The sequence below is a fragment of the Pseudomonas brassicacearum genome (genome assembly GCF_003732175.1).
Classification (GTDB): domain Bacteria; phylum Pseudomonadota; class Gammaproteobacteria; order Pseudomonadales; family Pseudomonadaceae; genus Aquipseudomonas; species Aquipseudomonas brassicacearum_G.
On the sequence record NZ_MOBI01000014.1, the window covers coordinates 77,295 to 98,241 of the forward strand.

Annotated in this window: 24 protein-coding genes; 10 read left to right on the top strand and 14 right to left on the bottom strand. The window is 58.6% G+C overall.

The annotated features are described in order from the left end of the window. Positions 1-107: 107 nt before the first annotated feature. Genes BK658_RS13040 through BK658_RS13050 form a run of 3 tightly spaced genes read right to left on the bottom strand, consistent with a single transcriptional unit; the run spans position 108 to position 3,514 of the window. Positions 108-1,016 carry an acyltransferase gene (locus BK658_RS13040; protein ID WP_123582638.1) on the bottom strand — a complete coding sequence of 303 codons (909 nt, stop codon included), beginning with the start codon at positions 1,014-1,016 and terminating at the stop codon, positions 108-110. Continuing rightward, positions 1,017-3,116 (bottom strand): phosphate acetyltransferase, encoded by a 2,100-nt coding sequence (gene pta, locus BK658_RS13045; RefSeq protein WP_123582639.1) that lies wholly within the window; start codon positions 3,114-3,116, stop codon positions 1,017-1,019. Between the two features lie 59 nt (positions 3,117-3,175). After that, complete coding sequence (locus BK658_RS13050; protein WP_081013853.1) at positions 3,176-3,514, bottom strand: DUF3565 domain-containing protein; 339 nt, start codon at positions 3,512-3,514, stop codon at positions 3,176-3,178. Here BK658_RS13050 and BK658_RS13055 point away from each other — a divergent pair. The 3 genes from BK658_RS13055 to BK658_RS13065 all read left to right on the top strand — a co-directional run bounded on the left by BK658_RS13055 (position 3,483) and on the right by BK658_RS13065 (position 5,867). Beyond that, positions 3,483-3,968 (top strand): FKBP-type peptidyl-prolyl cis-trans isomerase, encoded by a 486-nt coding sequence (locus tag BK658_RS13055; RefSeq protein ID WP_007901600.1) that lies wholly within the window; start codon positions 3,483-3,485, stop codon positions 3,966-3,968. The two genes, BK658_RS13050 and BK658_RS13055, sit on opposite strands and share 32 nt — an antisense overlap. Before the next feature lie 124 nt (positions 3,969-4,092). Beyond that, a complete protein-coding gene (locus BK658_RS13060; RefSeq protein WP_123582640.1) occupies positions 4,093-4,575 on the top strand; it encodes a glutathione peroxidase in 483 nt (160 codons plus the stop codon). A gap of 188 nt (positions 4,576-4,763) precedes the next feature. Next, complete coding sequence (locus tag BK658_RS13065) at positions 4,764-5,867, top strand: NADH:flavin oxidoreductase (RefSeq protein ID WP_123582641.1); 1,104 nt, start codon at positions 4,764-4,766, stop codon at positions 5,865-5,867. Here BK658_RS13065 and BK658_RS13070 read toward each other — a convergent pair. The 3 genes from BK658_RS13070 to cysZ all read right to left on the bottom strand — a co-directional run bounded on the left by BK658_RS13070 (position 5,836) and on the right by cysZ (position 9,785). Continuing rightward, entirely contained in the window at positions 5,836-7,071 is a 1,236-nt protein-coding gene (locus tag BK658_RS13070; RefSeq protein WP_404943179.1) for a glycosyltransferase family 4 protein, read from the bottom strand. The two genes, BK658_RS13065 and BK658_RS13070, sit on opposite strands and share 32 nt — an antisense overlap. 83 nt (positions 7,072-7,154) lie before the next feature. Beyond that, positions 7,155-8,732: a family 20 glycosylhydrolase gene (locus BK658_RS13075; RefSeq protein WP_123582643.1), complete on the bottom strand. Its 1,578-nt coding sequence runs from the start codon at positions 8,730-8,732 to the stop codon at positions 7,155-7,157. Between the two features lie 297 nt (positions 8,733-9,029). Then, positions 9,030-9,785: a sulfate transporter CysZ gene (gene cysZ, locus BK658_RS13080; protein ID WP_123582644.1), complete on the bottom strand. Its 756-nt coding sequence runs from the start codon at positions 9,783-9,785 to the stop codon at positions 9,030-9,032. A gap of 315 nt (positions 9,786-10,100) precedes the next feature. On the opposite strand from cysZ, the gene trxB reads away from it, so the two are divergent. Beyond that, a complete protein-coding gene (gene trxB / locus BK658_RS13090; protein WP_123582645.1) occupies positions 10,101-11,063 on the top strand; it encodes a thioredoxin-disulfide reductase in 963 nt (320 codons plus the stop codon). A gap of 232 nt (positions 11,064-11,295) precedes the next feature. On the opposite strand, the gene BK658_RS13095 is transcribed toward trxB, so the two are convergent. The 6 genes from BK658_RS13095 to BK658_RS13120 form a co-directional block, all read right to left on the bottom strand. Next, entirely contained in the window at positions 11,296-11,634 is a 339-nt protein-coding gene (locus BK658_RS13095; protein WP_123582646.1) for a HopJ type III effector protein, read from the bottom strand. After that, positions 11,627-11,923, bottom strand: coding sequence for a DUF1244 domain-containing protein (locus tag BK658_RS13100; protein WP_054593959.1), 297 nt, complete (start codon positions 11,921-11,923; stop codon positions 11,627-11,629). The genes BK658_RS13095 and BK658_RS13100 overlap by 8 nt, the downstream gene beginning before the upstream one ends. A 68-nt stretch (positions 11,924-11,991) precedes the next feature. Beyond that, the gene (folX, locus tag BK658_RS13105; RefSeq protein WP_054593958.1) at positions 11,992-12,363 is read right to left on the bottom strand and encodes a dihydroneopterin triphosphate 2'-epimerase; all 372 of its coding nucleotides are present in this window, start codon (positions 12,361-12,363) and stop codon (positions 11,992-11,994) included. Positions 12,364-12,365: 2 nt separating this feature from the next. Further along, positions 12,366-12,941 carry a GTP cyclohydrolase I FolE gene (gene folE, locus BK658_RS13110; RefSeq protein WP_123582647.1) on the bottom strand — a complete coding sequence of 192 codons (576 nt, stop codon included), beginning with the start codon at positions 12,939-12,941 and terminating at the stop codon, positions 12,366-12,368. Positions 12,942-12,963: 22 nt separating this feature from the next. Beyond that, entirely contained in the window at positions 12,964-13,674 is a 711-nt protein-coding gene (gene folM, locus BK658_RS13115; RefSeq protein ID WP_123582648.1) for a dihydromonapterin reductase, read from the bottom strand. Between the two features lie 125 nt (positions 13,675-13,799). Next, the gene (locus BK658_RS13120) at positions 13,800-14,369 is read right to left on the bottom strand and encodes an antibiotic biosynthesis monooxygenase (RefSeq protein ID WP_123582649.1); all 570 of its coding nucleotides are present in this window, start codon (positions 14,367-14,369) and stop codon (positions 13,800-13,802) included. Positions 14,370-14,580: 211 nt separating this feature from the next. On the opposite strand from BK658_RS13120, the gene BK658_RS13125 reads away from it, so the two are divergent. Continuing rightward, complete coding sequence (locus BK658_RS13125) at positions 14,581-15,540, top strand: MerR family transcriptional regulator (RefSeq protein ID WP_123582650.1); 960 nt, start codon at positions 14,581-14,583, stop codon at positions 15,538-15,540. A gap of 3 nt (positions 15,541-15,543) precedes the next feature. Here BK658_RS13125 and BK658_RS13130 read toward each other — a convergent pair whose 3' ends face one another. Together BK658_RS13130 and BK658_RS13135 are read right to left on the bottom strand one after the other, a co-directional pair. Beyond that, entirely contained in the window at positions 15,544-16,149 is a 606-nt protein-coding gene (locus BK658_RS13130) for a hypothetical protein (protein WP_123582651.1), read from the bottom strand. A 54-nt stretch (positions 16,150-16,203) separates the two neighbouring features. Next, positions 16,204-16,677, bottom strand: a complete 474-nt coding sequence (locus BK658_RS13135; protein ID WP_123582652.1) for a PAS domain-containing protein — start codon at positions 16,675-16,677, stop codon at positions 16,204-16,206. A 152-nt stretch (positions 16,678-16,829) separates the two neighbouring features. Here BK658_RS13135 and BK658_RS13140 point away from each other — a divergent pair, with 152 nt between their 5' ends. From BK658_RS13140 to BK658_RS13160, 5 genes are all read left to right on the top strand, one after another. Beyond that, positions 16,830-17,285, top strand: coding sequence for a flavodoxin (locus BK658_RS13140; RefSeq protein ID WP_123582653.1), 456 nt, complete (start codon positions 16,830-16,832; stop codon positions 17,283-17,285). A 191-nt stretch (positions 17,286-17,476) separates the two neighbouring features. Continuing rightward, on the top strand, positions 17,477-18,259 hold the full coding sequence (locus BK658_RS13145; RefSeq protein ID WP_123582654.1) for a class II aldolase/adducin family protein: 783 nt from the start codon (positions 17,477-17,479) through the stop codon (positions 18,257-18,259). Continuing rightward, positions 18,259-19,161 carry an alpha/beta fold hydrolase gene (locus BK658_RS13150; RefSeq protein WP_123582655.1) on the top strand — a complete coding sequence of 301 codons (903 nt, stop codon included), beginning with the start codon at positions 18,259-18,261 and terminating at the stop codon, positions 19,159-19,161. Before BK658_RS13145 ends, BK658_RS13150 begins: the two co-directional genes overlap by 1 nt. 199 nt (positions 19,162-19,360) lie before the next feature. Beyond that, positions 19,361-19,936, top strand: coding sequence for an RNA polymerase sigma factor (locus BK658_RS13155; protein WP_185019819.1), 576 nt, complete (start codon positions 19,361-19,363; stop codon positions 19,934-19,936). After that, complete coding sequence (locus BK658_RS13160) at positions 19,933-20,922, top strand: FecR family protein (protein WP_123582657.1); 990 nt, start codon at positions 19,933-19,935, stop codon at positions 20,920-20,922. Before BK658_RS13155 ends, BK658_RS13160 begins: the two co-directional genes overlap by 4 nt. Positions 20,923-20,947: the final 25 nt, after the last annotated feature.

The following is a 20,947-nucleotide window of genomic DNA, read 5'->3' on the forward strand; positions in this document are numbered from 1 at the left end:
CGAGCAGGCTCGCTCCCACAGTTGATCTTTGGTGAATACAAAATTTGTATTCCATAGAGATTCCGTGTGGGAGCGAGCCTGCTCGCGATGGGGCCCTGACAGACAGCCTATTTTTTAGCGGGATACTCGCGATGCATCTGCTCAAGCAACGCATCCTTGTCTTCCCACAACTGGTTGATCCAGCCCTGGAACTCCAGGCGGTACACGCCATCCTGGTCGTAGTTCCTGCCGATGAACTGCGGCGGGATCTTCAGTTCCTGAAAGTGCACCACCACGTCTTTCACGTTGCCACACAGCAGGTCCCAATAACCGGGGCGCCCGGCCGGGTAGTGAATGGTCACGTTGACGATGGCTTCCAGTTGCTCGCCCATCGCGTCCAGCACAAACGCGATACCACCCGCCTTGGGCTTGAGCAGGTGGCGGAACGGCGATTGCTGCTGTGCATGCTTGCCTTCGGTAAAGCGCGTGCCTTCGACGAAGTTGAAAATCCCCACCGGGTTATTGCGGAACTTGTCGCAGGTCTTGCGAGTGGTTTCCAGGTCTTTGCCTTTCTTCTCCGGGTGCTTTTCCAGATAGGCCTTGGAGTAACGCTTCATGAACGGGAAGCCCAGCGCCCACCAGGCCAAGCCGATCACCGGCACCCAGATCAGCTCTTGCTTGAGGAAGAACTTCAGCGGGCGAATCCGGCGGTTGAGCACGTACTGCAACACCATGATGTCGACCCAGCTCTGGTGGTTGCTGGTGATCAGGTACGAGTGCTGATAGTCCAGGCCTTCGAGCCCGCTGAGCGTCCAGCGCGTGTGCCCGAGCAAGTCCATCCAGGCCTTGTTGTTGCTGATCCAGGCTTCATGGATGTGGCTCATCAGCCAGTCGGTGAAGCGCTGTGCAGTCGGGAAGGGCAGCAGCAATTTGAAGATGGCTACGACAAACAGCGGTGTGCAGCAGACGATCGTGTTCAGCGCCAACAACAGCGAGGCGATCACGCCTCGCAAGGGTGCAGGTAGAGAGTCCAGCATTTAAACATCCATAGGTCGGTTGGCAGCTTGAATCGCAGTCAGGGCAATGGTGTAGACGATGTCGTCGACCTGAGCGCCGCGCGGCAAGTCATTTACCGGTTTGCGCAGGCCTTGCAGCATCGGTCCGAGGCTGACGCAGTCGGCGCTGCGTTGCACGGCTTTGTGAGTGGTGTTGCCAGTGTTCAGGTCGGGGAAAATGAACACGGTCGCCCGACCGGCTACCTGACTGTTCGGCGCCAGTTGCCGGGCTACGTCTTCGTTGGCCGCGGCGTCGTACTGCAAAGGCCCGTCGATCAGCAGCGCGTTCTGCGCTTCGTGGGCGAGCAAAGTGGCCTCGCGGACTTTCTCGACTTCTTCGCCACTGGCCGATTCGCCGCTGGAGTAACTGAGCATCGCCACCCGTGGCGTGATCCCGAACGCGGCGGCAGAGTCGGCGCTTTGCAGGGCAATCTCAGCCAGTTCACTGGCGCTCGGGTGCGGGTTCATGATGCAGTCGCCGTAGACCAGCACTTCCTCCGGGAACAGCATGAAAAACACCGACGATACCAACGTGCAGCCGGGTGCGGTCTTGATCAGTTGCAATGCCGGGCGAATGGTATTGGCGGTGGAGTGGATGACCCCGGACACCAGTCCGTCGACTTCATCCAGTGCGAGCATCATGGTGCCGATCACCACGGTGTCTTCCAGCTGCTGCTCGGCCATTGGAGCGTTGAGGCTTTTGGTCTTGCGCAACGCGACCATCGGTTCGACATAACGCTGACGGATCAGGTCCGGATCGAGAATTTCCAGGCCTTCAGGCAACTCGATGCCCTGGGCGCGTGCGACTGCTTGTACGTCTTCGGGTTTGGCCAGCAACACGCAGCGAGCAATACCGCGGGCCTGGCAGATCGCCGCCGCCTGTACCGTCAACGGTTCGCTGCCTTCTGGCAGGACGATGCGCTTGTTGGCAGCCTGGGCGCGCTGGATCAGTTGATAGCGGAACACCGCCGGCGACAGGCGCATTTCACGCGGCGTGCCGCAGCGCTGGTGCAGCCAGTTGGCGTCGAGGTGGCTGGCGACGAAATCGGTGATGATCTCCGCACGCTCGCGGTCGTCGATCGGGATTTCCTTGTTCAAACTGTTCAACTGGTTGGCGGTTTCGTAGGAGCCGGTGCTCACCGACAACACGGGCAGACCGGCCTGCAAAGCGCCTCGACAGAGGTCCATGATCCGTGGGTCGGGCAGGGTGCCGCTGGTCAGCAGCAGCCCGGCCAGCGGCACGCCATTGATCGCCGCGAGGCTGACGGCGAGGATGATGTCGTCGCGATCGCCAGGGGTTACCACCAGCACACCGGGCTTGAGCAGTTCGACCGTGTTGCGCATGGTGCGGGCGCAAATGATGATCTTGCTCATGCGCCGGGTTTCATAGTCGCCGGCATTGAGCACCTGAGCGCCCATCAAGTCCGCGACGTCACGGGTGCGCGGGGCGTTCAGTTCCGGCTGGAACGGAATGCAGCCAAGCAGCCGGAAGTCGCCGCTGCGCAGCAAGGGCGAGTGTTCCTTCAGGCGTGCGGCGAAAGCCTCCATGCTTTCATCGGTTTTGACCTTGTTGAGAATCACGCCGAGCACTTTCGGGTCTTTTGGACCGCCAAACAATTGCGCTTGCAACTCGACCCGGCCAGACAATTCGGTGAGCACTTCGTTTTCCGGTGCCGAAACCAGAATCACCTCGGCGTCCAGGCTTTTCGCCAAGTGCAGGTTGACCCGCGCGGCGTAGCTGGCGCTGCGGGTCGGGACCATGCCTTCGACGACCAGCACGTCTTTGCCGATGGCGGCTTGCTGGTACAGGGTGATGATTTCTTCCAGCAGCTCATCCAGCTGACCGTCGCCGAGCATCCGCTCGACGTGAGCCAGGCCCAGCGGCTGTGGCGGCTTCAGGCCGTGGGTGCGGGCCACCAGTTCGGTGGAACGTTCAGGGCCGGTGTCGCCAGGGTGTGGCTGGGCAATCGGTTTGAAGAACCCGACTTTCAGTCCGGCTCGCTCAAGGGTACGCACCAGCCCGAGGCTGATAGAGGTCAGACCCACACCAAAATCGGTGGGCGCGATAAAAAAAGTTTGCATGCGGATTCTCTGGAGGTGCATGGCAATGGCGACGGCCTATATCTGGCTGTCTGCCGACATCAGACGTCAAGGTTATCGCTAACCGAGCCCTGAGCGCACCAACCGCAATCAAAGGGTTGGCCTATTTTTTCAATACGCTTGGCAGGGTCCAGCACCCAGGTTCGTGATTGCCAGGGTGGCTGGTGGCGCAGATGCTGGGTATGGCCGCAGGAAAGCTCGACAACCCAGTGTCCATCCTCGTCCTGATGGAAGCCCTGGATCGTCGACCCTGCCGAAGCGACCCGTCCGTCCGGGTTCTGTTCGCTTTCGGGCGTTTGCTTCGCTAAACTGGGTCTTTCTATATTCTTATGCAAAAGGTCTCGCCCCATGCTGATCGCCGCCAATAAGGCTGTCTCCATCGACTATACCCTGACCAACGACGCTGGTGAGGTCATCGACAGCTCCGCCGGCGGCGCACCGCTGGTGTACCTGCAAGGCGCAGGTAACATCATCCCGGGCCTGGAAAAAGCCCTGGAAGGTAAAGCAGTCGGTGACGAACTGACAGTTGCCGTAGAACCTGAAGATGCCTACGGTGAATACGCTGCCGAACTGGTCAGCACCCTGAGCCGCAGCATGTTCGAAGGCGTCGACGAACTGGAAGTGGGCATGCAGTTCCACGCTTCCGCGCCAGACGGCCAGATGCAAATCGTCACCATCCGTGATCTGGACGGCGACGACGTGACTGTTGATGGCAACCACCCGTTGGCCGGCCAGCGTTTGAACTTCCAGGTCAAGATCATCGACATCCGTGATGCCAGCCAGGAAGAAATCGCTCATGGTCACGTCCATGGCGAAGGTGGCCATCACCACTGATTTTCTGCGCTAAGCTTCGAGAACTGGAGAGGCGCCCGAGGGGCGCCTTTTTAGTCCGCGGCTGTCCTTGACGACATCGCCAAGTGGCTGTTTCGAGAAGAACACGGGAAAATTGGAGTTCGTCATGAGTGCTTTTCACGACCTTACATTGAAAGCTTTGGATGGCCAGGAGTTGCCTCTGGCGCCCTTCAAAGGGCACGTCGTGCTGGTGGTCAACGTCGCCTCCAAGTGTGGTTTGACCCCACAGTACGCTGCTCTGGAAAACCTCTACCAGCAATACAAGGGCAAAGGTTTCAGTGTACTGGGTTTGCCGTGCAACCAGTTTGCCGGGCAAGAGCCGGGCACTGAAAACGAGATCAAAGAGTTCTGCAGCCTCAACTACGGCGTGACCTTCCCGCTGTCCAGCAAGCTGGAAGTCAACGGTCACGACCGTCATCAGCTGTACCGGTTGTTGGCGGGCGAAGGCGCAGAATTCCCGGGTGACATCACCTGGAACTTCGAGAAATTCCTCCTCGGCAAAGATGGTCGCGTGCTGGCGCGTTTCTCGCCACGTACTGCGCCGGATGATCCGACGATCGTTCAGGCGATCGAAAAAGCCCTGGTCTGAACATCAAAAGATCGCAGGCTACGCCAGCTCCTACGGATCAACGCTATCTGTAGGAGCTGGCGTAGCCTGCGATCTTTTCGTTTCTCCTTTCTTTTAATCCTTAATCACTGCAATCAATAGTGCTTCGCAAGGCCTTGCCCACTCCATATTATCGCCGTCATAAACCTCGCCTCTCTATGGAGTGCCGCATGCCAGTCAAAGCCTTGTTCAAACCGTTTAATCTCGGTGCCCTGGAACTGCCGACCCGTGTGGTCATGGCGCCGATGACCCGTTCGTTTTCCCCGGGCGGCGTGCCGGATTCGAATGTCATCGAGTACTACCGCCGCCGCGCTGCGGCAGGTGTAGGTCTGATCATCACCGAGGGCACCACGGTTGGCCACAAGGCTTCCAACGGTTACCCGAACGTCCCGCACTTTTACGGCGAAGCGGCACTGGCCGGCTGGAAAAAAGTCGTTGATGCGGTGCACGCCGAAGGCGGCAAGATCGTTCCGCAGTTGTGGCACGTCGGCAGCGTACGGCGCATCGGCACCGAGCCGGATGCGAGCGTTTCGGGCTACGGGCCATCGGAAAAACTCAAGGACGGTCAGGTCGTGGTTCACGGCATGACCCAACAAGACATTCAGGACGTGATCGCAGCCTTCGCCCAGGCCGCCAAAGACGCGCAGAGCATCGGCATGGACGGTGTGGAGATTCACGGCGCCCACGGCTATCTGGTCGACCAGTTCTTCTGGGAAGGCAGCAATCAGCGCACCGACGAATACGGTGGCAGTCTGGCCAATCGTTCGCGCTTTGCCATCGAGCTGATCCAGGCTGTGCGTGCGGCAGTCGGTGCGAACTACCCGATCATCTTCCGTTACTCGCAGTGGAAGCAGCAGGACTACACCGCACGTCTGGTACAAACCCCGGAGGCGTTGGGCGAGTTTCTTCAGCCGCTGTCCGATGCCGGCGTGGATATCTTCCATTGCTCGACGCGGCGTTTCTGGGAGCCGGAGTTCGACGGTTCCGAGCTGAACCTGGCAGGCTGGACCCGCAAACTGACGGGCAAGCCGACGATCACTGTGGGCAGCGTGGGGCTGGACGGTGAGTTCCTGCAGTTCATGGTCAACACCGACAAAGTCGCGCAACCGGCCAGCCTGGAGAACCTGCTGGAGCGTTTGAACAACGAAGAGTTCGACCTGGTGGCCGTGGGGCGCGCCTTGCTGGTCGACCCGGACTGGGCGCAGAAAGTCCGCGAAGGTCGCGAGCAGGATATCCTGCCGTTCAGTCGTGAGGCGTTGATGAGGCTGGATTGATCGAATGGGGCATGGCTATCAAAGGCTGTGCCCCAGTCTGCACTTCGCAAGCCCGGCGCAATTGCCCTTCAAACTGCTCGACGATTGCCCCCCACCCCTGCCGACTGGCGTGCTGACGCGCGTTGAGTCGTATACAGCGCAAGGTTTCTGCTTCTTCCAGCAACCAACGGGCGGCATCGCAAAACGCTTCTTCGTCCCCCGGCATCGCCAATACGCCGTTGTAACCATGGCGAATGTGTTGAGCCGCAGCGGCCTGATCGTAGGCCACCACACCCAATCCGGAGGCCAGGGCTTCCAGTACCACGTTGCCAAAGGTTTCGGTCAGGCTCGGAAACAGAAACAGGTCCCCGGACGCGTAGTGACACGCCAGGGCTTCGCCGCGCTGCGAACCACAGAAGATCGCGTCAGGCAGTTCCTTTTCCAGCAGCGCACGCTGCGGGCCATCACCGATCACGATCAGCTTTATTCGTCGTTGTGGATAAGTAGACTGCAAGGCCTGGTAGCAACGTTTGAGCAGACCGAGGTTTTTTTCCTGAGCGAGCCGGCCGACGTGAATCAGCGCGATGTCATTGTTATCCAGCCCCCAGCTTTCACGCAGCGAACCCAGCCGTTTAGCCGGGTGGAACAGTTGGCTGTCAACGCCACGAGACAGTAGCGCCAGGCGCTCGAAGTGCCGACGCTCCAACTCCATTCGCTGGCTGGCACTGGGCACCAGGGTCAGTTTGGAACGGTTATGGAACCAGCGCAGGTAATGCGTCAGTAACCGGGTCAACAGTCCGAGACCGTACTGGCTGGAATACTGCTGGAAGTTGGTGTGAAACCCGCTCACCACTGAGATACCCAGCCGCCGTGCTGCGCGCAAGGCCGACAACCCCAGCGGTCCTTCGGTGGCGATGTAGAGCACGTCCGGGCGATGACGCTGCCAGCGCCTGAGCAACTTGTGCATCGACGACTGGCCCCATTGCAGCCCCGGATAGCCCGGCAGCGGCCAGCCGCGGCAGAGCAGCAGTTCATCGTCGCTGAGGCGGGTTTGATCGCTGCCCTGGCGCGGTCGCACCAGTTCTACCAGGTGCCCGCGCGCGCGCAGGCCTTCACACAAGCGGCCAAGGGTATTGGCCACGCCGTTGATTTCCGGGGGGAAGGTTTCGGTGATCAGTGTGATATGCAGAGCTGTCGTCATGACCTCATTGTCGGCTGAGGCCATGTCGCCGTTGTGTCAGTGCGATGATGGATTTATTACGATGAGCGTGTTCGGCTGCGCTGAGTCTCTAGCTGGCCACCGAGGTATCAAGGGCGTGGTGGGGCAAAGCGAACCGAACGAGCGATCAGTGATAGGGATTTATAGGTTGGAGTGGCGTTCGGTGAACCCCATGCGCGCTGCCCCAGTGGCAACATCCACTGAATCAGATGCGACCAGACCTTTTCAGGTGACATGTGCGCCGCCTCGTCGGCCCATATCTGTATGCCTCCCCCCAGCACGGCGGGATGGGCTGGATCTATGACGGTATGCCCAGACCCCGCATCGTCCATGAAAATGTTGGGGCGCCAGTGATCATAAAGACCGTGGGGTGAGTGCAGGCGATCAAAAAGGTTTTCCCAGCCTGGCTTAATGACGAAATAAAAGTCACCGTGGGCATTTAGCACGCGGTACCCGTCATCGATCAACGCTTGCACATTCTTCTCGTTGCGCTTGCTGCCCCAGATACTCCAGCACTTGATTACAACGTTTTTATCCACAGAAATCTTTTGATCTTTTTCAACGACTGCATCGTTCCACATTCGCGCAACCTTGCCTTTTTGCTTCACAAAGCTCGCGACTTCGTTGACGAATTTCCTTACACCATCCCGTGAGTCTGCGTTGGACGGCCCGGAATCTTCCTGCGCGTACCGAGCCAGTTGTGGCGTGTTGTGCGGAGCGACCGGAGTGAGGAAGTACTCGTCGGCCTCCAAATTGTAACGGGTGCAATCCGGAAACATATCGAGAAGGTCGCTGACAAGCGCCATGAGAAATTCGCGAGCGGCCGGGATGCTGAAATCGAGCGCTTCTGGCACGATCGTGTTGTTCGAGAGCTTAAGCTGAAACTCCCGCCTGTTTTGCAGAATCCACTTCATATGCCCAGGCCATTCCATCCCCGGGACGACCTCAATGTGAAGGGCGGCTGCTGCATCGAGGATTTTCTTGAGGTCCTCTGCGCTCCAGGCATCGGGGCTGGCGGTGTCCGGGGCAGAAGGGAAGACGACCCGTACCCCCTGATCGTCGGTGAGGTGTAAATACAGGGTGTTGAGCTGGTTCCAGGCCATCTCGTGCAGCAGGTTTATCATCCATTCAGGGCTGTAATACTTGCGGCCCACATCAATCAGCACCGAGCGCTCCTTATAAGCCGGTGTATCAATGACAACCCCTGGGTCAAGACGGGTCGAAACCCGTGCTGCTTTATGCAGGGTCGTCAATGCCAGGGCCATGGCTTCCAGGGTTTTCGCGGTGACGCGGAGGGTGTTGGTGATATCGATCCGGTAGGTCTCGGGTTTACCTTTGGCGGGAATCGGAACATCAGCGGTACCTGGGGCAGACTGTGTCAGCTCTACATCACCAGGCTGGGGGGCATTCCCTGATGCAAGCACAATGGCGGGCGGCTGTGTGAGTTCAGCGGCACCGGCGAAGCCGAATGCCAACCGTGTCGCCAAAGGACGCAGGCTCTCATTGTCGATGAGGATGCGTGTACTCGCGCTGATTTCGTAGACTAAACCGACATCAGGTGCAGCGTGCCGTACGGCCGGACTCAGGTGGGGCCAGGGAAATTGTTTGTGTTGATCTTCGGGGGTGGTCAACGAGGCTGCGACGGGGCTGTGGATGGACGTTGTCATTGAACCGGATTTCCATAAGTTGAGGTGGTGGCTCTTCCTTGATTACTTGAAGGTTTTCAATGTGGGTGAGCACACGACTTATTGGATACCTGATATTTGAGGCTGGCTATTGATCAATGGATACCGGATGTTTGACGCCGGCTACTGAAAGAAATCAGCAGCGTGAATTCCGCGTGACCAAGTAACACTCAGTGCATTGCGCACAGCACGGCAGATTGATTATCTGCCGTTTCCCTCCACCTGCATGATCGTGCGGCGCCGATGTTGAATTTGCGCTTTCCGGGGCCGCGGTTTTGCTCAGGCGGCGCTCTTCTCCAGCGCCTCGGCGCCACGCTCACGCACCCAAAACAACGTCGCACCAGCCACCGCTGCCGGCATCATCAGGACGTTGACCAGCGGAATCAGCAGCGCCAGATAAACGATGCCGCCGAAGCTCATGCTCTGCCAGCGTTTTTGGCGCAGCCAGGCGAGCATCTCGTTCCAGCCGAGTTTGTGGTTATCCGCCGGGTAATCGATGTACTGGATCGCCATCATCCATACGCCGAACAGTAACCACAGCGGTGCAGCGACCAGGTTGACCACCGGGATAAATGAAAGGATCAGCAACGCGAGGGCCCTGGGCAGGAAGTAGCCGAGTTTGCGCATTTCCCGGGCGAACGTGCGCGGGATCATCGCGATCAGTTCGCCCCAACTGAAGGTCGGGAAGTCGTCAGTGCCACGCACCACCACTTCGACTTTCTCTGCGAGAAAACCGTTGAAGGGCGCGGCGATCACGTTGGCGATCATGGTGAAGGTGAAAAACACCATCAGCGCCACCAGAACGACGAACAGCGGCCAAAGTACATAGCTGAGAAAACTCAGCCAGCTCGGCAGTGAAGGCATCAGGGTGTCGACCCACAGGCTGAACTGATGGCCGGCGAAGTAAATCAATCCGACGAACAGCACCAGGTTGATGGCCAGCGGCAACAACACAAACAAACGCAGGCCAGGACTCAAGACCAGCTTCAGGCCTTCGCGCAGGTATTGCGGGCCGGACAGAACAGGGGCGGGCATAACGTGCTCCGAGCAATGAGAAAACGCGCCGACCTTACCGGCTTTGCCACACAGGCGAAAGTGCGGTAATGACATCGACATTAACTGTAACAAAGGCGTCTTTAAATCAGCCTCCTGGGGATAGAGACCGCCTATGAGCTGGATTGTTATTCCGTATTTCCTTAATCTTCGCCTCCTCGATACGCTGCACCCACTATTTTTCAGGGCTGTCCAACTACGGCGCTTCCCCAAGTGCTTGCACAGTCCTTTTTTAATTCCAGCCGGTCATCCGGCATTCCGCGCCAGGTGGTACCGGCCGGTCGATAGGAGTGAGTCATGTCTGATGTACGTCATTCGCGAGTGATTATTCTCGGTTCCGGCCCTGCCGGTTACAGCGCTGCGGTCTATGCTGCCCGCGCCAACCTCAAGCCGTTGCTGATCACGGGCATGCAGGCTGGCGGTCAACTGACCACCACCACCGAAGTCGACAACTGGCCAGGTGACGTGCACGGCCTGACCGGCCCGGCACTGATGGAGCGGATGAAAGAGCACGCCGAGCGCTTTGAGACCGAAATCGTTTTCGATCACATCAACGCCGTCGACTTCGCCGCCAAGCCGTACACCCTGACGGGTGATAGCGCCACTTACACCTGCGACGCACTGATCATCGCGACCGGCGCCAGCGCCCGTTACCTGGGCCTGCCGTCGGAAGAAACCTTCATGGGCAAAGGCGTATCGGCCTGCGCAACCTGCGATGGTTTCTTCTACCGCAACCGTGAAGTGGCCGTGGTCGGCGGCGGTAACACCGCTGTTGAAGAGGCGCTGTACCTGGCCAACATCGCCAGCAAAGTGACCCTGATTCACCGTCGCGAAACCTTCCGTGCCGAGAAAATCCTGATCGACAAGCTGCACGCACGAGTTGCCGAAGGCAAGATCGTCCTCAAGCTGAACTCGACTCTGGACGAAGTGCTGGGCGACAACATGGGCGTAACCGGCGCTCGTTTGAAGAACAACGACGGCAGCTTCGACGAGCTGAAAGTCGACGGTGTGTTCATCGCCATCGGCCACACGCCGAACACTTCGCTGTTCGAAGGCCAACTGACCTTGAAAGACGGTTATCTGGTGGTGCAGGGCGGTCGTGAAGGCAACGCGACGGCGACCAGCCTTGAAGGCATCTTTGCTGCCGGCGACGTGGCTGACCACGTTTACCGTCAGGCGATCACCTCGGCCGGTGCTGGTTGCATGGCGGCCCTGGATGCAGAGCGTTACCTGGACGACCTGCAGAACGCTTCGCACTGAAATCGTTGAAATGAAAAAAACCGGCCTCGGCCGGTTTTTTGTGCCTGTCGATCAGCACGGCAGTGTGGCGAATGAGCTTTTGTGGCGAGGGAGCTTGCTCCCGTTCGGCTGCGCAGCAGTCGTAAAATCTGCGAACGAGTTCTGTCAGATGCAATGAACCGTCTGATTTGCGACCGCTTCGCGCTCGAGCGGGAGCAAGCTCCCTCGCCACAGTGATCGAGTCAATCGCCTGTTAGCGGCGGGTCAGTGGCTGCTGCGTGAATTTCACGCCGGCCAAGCCGTGAGCGATCAACGCCCGGATATTGCCGTGATCGCTGCCTTCAGGCGTCGCAACCACCGAGCGGTAATGCTCACCAAACGCCAGCAGCGCTTCTTCATCGCTCAAGCCTTCCAGCAGCGCCAGGCCCAGGGTCTTGCACGAGCCTTCGTTTTGCCCAGCGGCGTTTTCCACGCCACCATTGTTGAAGGCTTGTGGCTGGTAATCATAGCCAGCGGCGATGAACGCCAGGGTATCGGCGAAGGCATGTTCGCCGCTCTTGAGGCTGGCGCGCAGGGTGTTCAGATCAGTCATGGGTTTTTCCTTTGGCGAACGCCGCTTGTTGGTCGGCGCTGGCTTCTTGCTGGTATTGGGCTTTCCACTCGGCGTACGGCATGCCGTAAACCACTTCGCGGGCGTCATCGAGGCTGACCTCGATCTGGCGTTCGTCGGCGGCGGCCTTGTACCACTTGGACAGGCAGTTGCGGCAGAAACCCGAGAGGTTCATCAGGTCGATGTTCTGCACATCCTTGCGACTGTCCAGGTGCGCGACCAGTCGGCGGAAAGCAGCAGCTTCAAGTTCCAGGCGTTGTTGTTCGGTCATGATGGGCTCGGTGCTATCAAATCGTGGCGCGGATAATAAAAGCCTGGCGGTTTATGCGCCAGACACGGTCAGCGACTCGCGGCGAGGGTAATCGATACCGACTCGGCGAAACGCAGGGCGTGGGGTTTGTCGACTTCGACTTCGGCGTAAAGCACGCTTTGGTTGGCCATGATCAGATCGAGTATCTCCTGGGTCAGGCGTTCGAGCAGGGCGAACCGGTTGCCTTCCACATGGGCGATGATCGCCTTGGTAATGGTGCGGTAATTGAGCGCATGATCGATATCGTTGTCGCGCACGGCGTCTTGCGCGGCATAGAGGATGGTCAGGTTGATCAGCACATCCTGCTTGTTGAGGATTTCGTCCTCATTGATTCCGATGAAGGTCCGTAGACACAGGTCCTTGACCCGAATGCGGGCCATTCCTGGTTGAAGTTGTGGCATTGCTACTTGCTCCGTCCAATCAATTGCAGGAACTCCTGACGGGTGTTGCTCGACTCGCGGAAGGCGCCGAGCATCACCGAGGTGTTCATGGTCGAATTCTGTTTCTCGACGCCGCGCATCATCATGCACATGTGCTGGGCCTCGATCACTACCGCAACACCGGCGGCCTGGGTGACGCGTTGCACCGCCTCGGCGATTTCCCGGGTGAGGTTTTCCTGGATCTGCAAACGCCGGGCGAACATGTCGACGATTCGCGCGATCTTCGATAGACCCAATACCTTGCCGGTAGGAATATAAGCCACATGGGCCTTGCCGATGAAGGGCAGCAGGTGATGTTCGCAGAGTGAGTAGAGCTCGATGTCGTCGACGATCACCATTTCATCGTTGTCAGAGGCGAACAGCGCGCCATTGACGATCTCGTCGACGCTCTGCTCGTAACCATGACACAGGTATTGCATGGCCTTGGCCGCTCGGGCCGGAGTATCCAGCAAACCTTCGCGGTCGGGGTCTTCGCCCAGGCCGATAAGGATCTCGCGGTAGCTCTGGGAGAGGGAGTTCTGGGGCAGGGATAACGTCATGGAACATCCTCGCGGGGGCGGCCTACTTGACGTGCCGTCCGCCGTTGACGGTCAGGGTCGTGCCGGTGACATAAGGGTTGTCCAGCAAGTAGCGCAGGCTCTGGTAGACAACCTCGCTGCCGGGTTCGATACCCAGCGCAGACTTGGCCAGGGCCTTGGCGCGGTACGCCGCGTCGTCGTCGGGGTTAAACAGTAGCAGGGCTGGCGCGATACCGTTGACCTTGATTTTCGGGGCGAATTTCGCGGCAAAGGACAAGGTCAGGCTGTCGAGCCCGGCTTTGGTGGCGCAGTAGGCAATGTGCTTGCTGCTGCCCTTGCGCGTGACATCGTCGCTGATATGCACAATGTCGGCGGGGCTGGAGCGCTCCAGCAAGTCGGCACAATGCAGGTTGATCAGATAGGGCGCAAGCATGTGCACACTGAACATCTGGGTGAACGCGGCCACTTCGGTGTCAGGGGTTTCGGCCAGCCAGGCGGAAGCGTTATGCACAATCGCCCGTAAGCTCTGGGTATGGGCTTTGAGTTGCGTGATGAATGCCAGGATCCCGGCTTCGCTGGAGAAGTCGGCAAACAGTGCAATCGCGCCAAGGTCGCGCAGCGTTTGCACGCCCGGGCGTTCGCTGCGGTAGCTGATGATCACGCGGTGACCTTCTTCCAGCAGCCGCTGCGCGCAGTGCAGCCCGACACGTTGGCTGGCGCCGGTAATGAGGATCGGAGCTGAGGAAGAGGTCATGGATGGCTCGCATCGCGGGTATGGCAAAACTATACCAGCGACAGCTTGCGTAATGGCCTGAAAAGATCGCCGGCCCCGGCAGCTCCAAAGCACCCCTCGTAGGAGCTGCCGCGGGCTGCGATCTTTTAACGATTCTGGGTGGACGGTGCCGTGGGCAATGGCCGCCCCGGTGTGTTGTTCAACCAGCCGGCCAGCAGGTGGGTCGACAGCGGGATGAAGAAGTAGACCATCAAAGGCGTCAGGGCCAGGGTGCTGACGAACACTCGGGGCAGCAGGCTTATGTCGCCCAGCAGCGGCCCGAGTACAAAGTTGAACAGTAGCGAGACCGGGAAAAATGCCAGCCAGATCGCCACGGCCTGTTTCCAGCGAGGTGGACGTTGCCCGACTGCACCGAACCAACCGTCGATGCCGCTGACCCGATGCTCGGAAGGGTTGGCAAACAACTCGCTACCACGTGCCAGCCACGCCGTGCGCGAGACGGAATGCTCCCAGGCATGCAGGGTTTGCTCATCGGCGAAGCGGAAAATAATCTGGAATTCGTCATCGCCGGGCGGCGGTGCGAGCACGCCAGAGCCGAGATAACCAGGAAAATCAGTGGCCAGTTGTTCGCCTTCGCGCAACCAGGCGATCAGGTCCTGATAACGCCCGTTGGCAACGCGACGTGCAACCATCAGGGTGACGGGTGAGGTAGACATTGTGTATCTCCTTAGGACAAGCACGCGGTTCCGGGTAGGAGGCGTACAAAACACAGCACCGGGGTAAAGGGCCGCGTTTAAAACGTAAGCAAAAATTATTCCCGGTTTTGCCAAGTACGTCAGAGATGTTTGTCGGATATACGCCTCTTGCAATGTAGGAAGATGATGAGAGATAAATGGGATCCAATCTGACACGGACGTCCCACAACTCATGACGACTACTACTGAACCTCCCCAGCCCTTGCAATTTTCTCGTCTGGAGAAGCTGGAGCAACTGTTCCCGATTCGTGAAGTGTCACGCCTGACGGGCGTCAATCCGGTGACCTTGCGCGCGTGGGAGCGGCGATATGGGTTGATTCAGCCGACACGCACCGAAAGTGGGCATCGGCTGTATTCCATGACCGATATTGAACGGGTCAACGGCATTCTTGGCTGGATCGGACGGGGCGTGGCAGTCAGCAAGGTGGGCAGGATTCTGGCGAAGACCAGCGAAGTACAAGCATCGCCAAGTATCATTGCGGACGAGTCAGTTCAGGCTGACTATGTTCAGTGGCAAACGCAGATCAAAGCGGCGCTCAATAATTTCGACGATGTGGAATTGGGACGGATTTATGGGCAGGTATTTTCCACGTATTCCCTGACCGTGGTGTTCCAGGACATTTTGATGCCGCTGTGGATACAGTTACTCCAGCATCACGATCTGTTCGGAGAAACCAGCGAGTGGGTGATGCTGGACGGGTTTCTACGTACCAGAGTTCTTCAGCGGCTATTTTTGTTGCGGGGGACGCAGCCGTTGCGGGTAGTCGTTTCTGCTATTGATGGGCGGTGCCGCAAGCTTGAGTTGCTATTGGCGGCTTTGTATATGGGCAGTGCGCAGGTGGGAATCAGGCTGTTGGCACTGGGGCAGCCTTTTGATGAACTGACTCTGGTCTGTGAAAGGATCAAGCCGCACGCGTTGGTGCTGTTCTCCAATCAAGCGCCTACACCTGACTTTATCCGTCGTGTGAATCGCTTGGCGATGGGCCTGGATTGCCGCCTGATGCTCGCTGGTGATTCGGCGGATCTGGCACAAGAGAGCCTGGTCGGATCGTCGATTGGCTGTATTGGACGTGAAGGGGGACTGATGCAGCAACGTTTGCAGCAGTTTCTCGCGGGAACGCTCGATACCTGACGCTCAGATGTGCAACGCAGGGTGTGTCAGGCGATGTTGCTGAAGAATGTACTGACGCAGGCGCTCGGTTTCATCCTTGTCGCTTTGGTTGAGCCGATAGGCGTAATAGCCCTGTTCGGTTTCTCGCTCGAAAGTCCCGCGCAATGCAATGCGTTCGTAGCCTGAAGGGCTGAACCACAGTGCGAAACTTTTCGGCGGCTTGGTACGGTTGCGTACCTCCAGCAAGACTCCCTTGAACGACACTTCGTGCACCCACAGCGTGCCGGCTTGGCCTTTGGCGTTCTCCAGGGCTACGGGTTCTTCAAGCGCCAGGCGCCAGGGGCGAACCATCGGTCCGTCCTCGTAGATGCTCGGTACGCCCAGGCGCAAATGCAGCGCATGAAACTCATCCTCCACCAGGTGCAGCGGGAAGGTCATTTGCTGATTTTCGAAGTGTGCCTGGATGGTCACCTGCTCATTGGCCGCCAGGCGTGTCAACAAGTCGCGGATTTGCGAGCCCCCATTAACCAGCAGGCTCGACGTTGCATCGCGCACGTTGAGCTGCGGGTTGTGCTGCATGGTCTGGATGAAATCCAGTTCGTCCTGAGTCAGGAGGGCATCGCGATGCATGGTTTGCTCGAAAGAGATAATTACAAAGTCATTGGTGATTGTAGTTAATGACCATTAATTCGACAGCTTGTTTTGACCGTTTGTCGCTTTGAGTGCCTGTAGTTCCGCTTGAACTTCGGCCAGTTGGGCTTCCAGTTGGTTAACCCGTTGTTGCGTCTTGACCTGAAGGGTGACGTCTTTCTGCACGCCGATAAAGTAAGTCTGCTTGTCATTTTCGTTGTAGACGGTTGAAAGCGACAGCTCATTCCAGAAATGTGTGCCGTCCTTGCGATAGTTGCGCAGTATTTCCCGGCAGGATTTTCCACCCTTCAACGTTTCGCGGATCAGGTTGAGTGCAGCCTGGTCGCGGTCCCCGGACTGGAGAAAGCGACAGTCCTGATACAGGATTTCTTCAGCGCTATAGCCGGTCAGTTTTTCGAAGGCGGGGTTAACGTAAATCAGGATGTTGTCTTCGCCTTCCCTTTCCGCGATGACGATTCCATCGTTTGAAGCGTTGATTGCCAATTGCATCAGCTGGGCATTGATCATCAGAGAGTCCTTTCTGCATCGAATGATGAGCTGCATTCTATGACATGGCTGTGGACTGTCCACTGGCCATCAGACCTAATTGCGAGGCAATCGCAGCTTTTTTGCCTCAGCTGTTAATATCCGGGCTTTTATTCTGCTTCAGGATCAGATTGATGAAAGTCGCCATTCTTTCCGGCTCGGTGTACGGCACGGCTGAAGAAGTTGCCCGGCATGCGGCCAACCTTCTCAAGGCTGCAGGTTTTGAAACCTGGCACAACCCGCGTGCAACCCTGGCCGATGTCCAGGCGTTCGCTCCCGAAGCCTTCCTGGTCGTAACCTCGACCACGGGTATGGGCGAGTTGCCGGACAACCTGCAACCGCTGTATTCGATGATTCGCGATCAACTGCCCGCTGCCTGGCGCGGTTTGCCGGGAGCGGTGATTGGCCTGGGGGATGCCAGCTACGGCGATACTTTCTGTGGTGGCGGTGAACAAATGCGTGAGCTGTTCGGTGAATTGGGCGTGCGCGAAGTGCTGCCCATGCTGCGTCTGGACGCCAGCGAAAGCGTGACCCCGGAAACTGACGCCGAACCTTGGCTGGCGGAACTGATCAGCGCGCTGCGCGGCTGACCGGACACATGCACCTGCTTGCGGCGCCGCTATTGATCCGCGGGTTGTGACATCGCTCACGTCTTTTAGCGGCCGAAGGCTTGCTGACTCGTTGGGTCAGTAAGCTGGCTGCGAATGCAACTACACGAATCCCGACAGCTGACTAGACTGCGTTTACCCCCACAAAATAATAAGAACCAGAGGTCCTTGCCGTGAGCGTAACCCCCGTTCAATCGACATCCGATGTGCAAGACCAGGTTAGCGCCGCCGAGTGGCAAACCCGTGTCGATCTGGCGGCCTGCTATCGGCTGGTGGCGCTGCAGGGGTGGGACGATCTGATCTTTACTCACATCTCCGCCAAAGTGCCGGGGACTGACGATTTTTTGATCAATCCGTTCGGAATGATGTTTCACGAAATTACCGCGTCGAGCCTGGTGAAAGTCGATCAGGCCGGTAACAAGCTGATGGACAGCCCCTACGAGATCAATCCCGCCGGTTACACCATTCACAGCGCCGTGCATGAAGTGCGTCACGACGTGGCGTGTGTGCTGCATACCCACACGGCGGCCGGTGTGGCGGTTTCCGCACAGAAGCAGGGCGTATTGCCCATCAGCCAGCAATCACTGTTTGTGCTCTCCAGCCTGGCGTATCACGCCTATGAAGGTGTCGCACTCAACCACGAGGAAAAGGCGCGCCTGCAAGCCGACCTCGGTGAAAACAATTTTCTGATGTTGCACAACCACGGACTACTGACCTGTGGCAGCAGCATTGCCGACACCTTTTTGATGATGTTCACCTTCCAGCGCGCCTGCGATATCCAGGTGCTGGCGCAGAGCGGTGGGGCTGAACTGATTGCCATCGAACCGCAGATCCTTGCAGGCGCCAAGGCGATGATTGCCGGCGTGACCAAAAGTGCTCAAGGGATGGGCGGCGCGCTGGCCTGGCCGGCGCTGCTGCGTAAACTCGATCAACAAGCTCCTGGTTACAGACTCTGATGCCGCTCGCCGAGATCCCTCTGTGCGTCTGGCGCAAGCGCGGCCAGAGCTTTGTGTTCCGTGGCCAGACCATTCGCTATTGGGTGGCCGGGCAGGGTGAGCCCTTGTTGCTGATTCACGGATTCCCCACCGCCAGTTGGGACTGGCATTACCTTTGGCAACCCTTGACCCAGCGGTATCGGGTGATCGCCTGCGACATGCTCGGTTTTGGCGACTCGGCCAAGCCACTGGACCATGAATATTGCCTGTTGGAGCAGGCCGATTTGCAGCAGGCATTGCTGGAATATCTGGGTGTCCGGCAGCCTGTGCACCTGCTGGCGCATGATTACGGTGACAGCGTGGCTCAGGAGTTGTTGGCCCGGCATAGTGAAGCGCGTGTCGAGATTGGCAGTTGTGTATTCCTCAATGGTGGCCTGTTTCCCGAAACCCATCAGCCGGTGTTGATGCAAAAACTGTTGCTCAGTCCGTTGGGCTGGATGATCGGACGGGCGTTCAGTCGGGATGGGCTGGTCAAGAGTTTCCGGCAGATCTTTGGTCCCCGGACCCGTCCAAGTGAAAGCGAACTGGATGATTTCTGGAGCCTGATCGACAACAATCGTGGCACGCGGATCATGCACAAGCTGATCAACTATATCCCGCAACGCCGCATACAGCGGGACAGGTGGGTCAAGGCCATGCAAGCAGGCACCGTTGCGATGCGGGTGATCGATGGCGAAGTCGACCCGGTGTCGGGTGCCCACATGGTCGAACGCTACCGCCAACTGATCCCCAATCCGGACACGGTATTGCTACACGGAATTGGTCATTACCCGCAAATCGAGGCGCCGATCCAGGTGCTCAAGCACTACCTGGCGTTTCGTGACCAGTTGGATCCCCCCGCGTTGAAAACCGCCTGTTTCTGACCCCGCGTATTGACCCATGTTGTCACCCATCGCACGGGAGCAGCCTGGCTCCCGTGTCGCAAATCACTGCATTCGTCAATCAGCTCAGACCGACTGAGGAGCGGGCTCTGATCAGAGTCTTTTGCACATGAGAATATTTATCATTAATATTGGCGCACCGTTGACCCTGCGTAGGGCATGGACCACGTTGAGTCGACCTTTGATGATCAATACTCCACCCGAATCCCAGAACATCGACTGCTCCGACAGCCCGGACAGTCGCGCATATTTTCTGCAGGTATTCTTGTCCCAGCGGCCGCAAATGGAAGCGTTGGTCAGTCGGCGCGTGGGCTGTCGGGCGACTGCCGCCGATCTGGTGCAGGACCTGTTTTTACGTTTCTGGCGCCGACCGTTGGTGCACGTCGAAGAGCTCAGCACTTACCTGCTGCGCTGCGCCGGCAACATTGCTATCGATCATCTGCGCAGCGAAGGTGCGCGAGTCAGGCTCAACGAAGGCTGGTTGCCGGAGCAACAGCACAACCTCAGCGTCGAGCCACAAGCAGCGCTGGAAGCTGGCAACGACCTGCGCCATGTCGAGGCGGCGTTGCGCGGTTTGCCTGAACGTACCCGGCAGATTTTTTTGCTCAACCGCATTCACGGGCGCAAGTACGCCGAAATCGCCAAGGCCATGGGGCTTTCCCAAAGTGCCGTGGAAAAACATATGATGCGCGCCCTCGAAGCCTGCAAGGCCAGTCTGCGAGAACCTGAATCACGCACGCCAGGGACAGCCCCGTGAATCACACCGCCAACGTCACTCCGACGCCGGCTCAGGAGCAGGTCGCGCTGGCCTGGCTGAGCCTGTTGCACGACCAACCGAGCAGCGGCGATCACGCCACGTTCAGCCGCTGGTTGCAGGCCGATCCGGCGCATGCCGAAGCCTACGCCCGGGCGCGAGCGGTCTGGGAATTGAGCAAAGAGCCGGCTCGCATTCTGGCCGAGGAAGAGGCCTTTGCCTTGCAGGGTTACCTCAATGCAATGCACCGCTCCAGGCGTTCCGGCGTGCGGCGCTGGTCTGGCGGTTTGGCCATGGCCGCCTGCTTGCTGCTGATGGTTTCGATAGGCGCCGGCTGGCAGCCGTCGCGTTGGTTCGATGATTTAACGGCGAACTACGTCTCGGCACCGGGTGAAGTGCTCAACGTGACCTTGGCCGATCAATCCCGAGTCATCCTCGATGCCGACAGCGCCATTGCCGTGGATTTCAGCCACGGTGAACGGCATGTTCGGCTGCGTCGCGGTGCGGCCTTTTTCAACGTGAGCCATACCGGCGAGCCTTTTGTGGTCGACGCTGAACAGGGCGAGGCGCGGGTGCTCGGGACGCAGTTCGAAGTGCGATTGCAACCGGCAGGCGCGCAGGTGACGGTGCTCTCTGGGCGCGTCGCTGTCACGCCGGTCAAGGGCGCCGGGCAGCAGGTGCTGACGGCTGGCCAGCAAGTGGCCTATGGCGCTGGCCGCGCGGCAAAACTCCACGCCGTCGACAGTGAAGCGCAACTGGCGTGGCGTCAGGGTTGGCTCAATTACTACAAGTCACCCTTGGCCGATGTGGTGAAAGACCTCGACCGCTATTACCCGGAACGGATCGTGGTGCTCAACGACGACCTGGCCGCACGACGGATCAGTGGCAGTTTTCCAAGCAAAGACCCGCAAGCAGTGCTCGATTCCCTGCAAGGAGTGTTGGGGTTCGAGCAGCACAATCTGTTGGGACGGGTGATTATTCTGCGCTGAGGGTCGAGCGCATGACCGATCACCG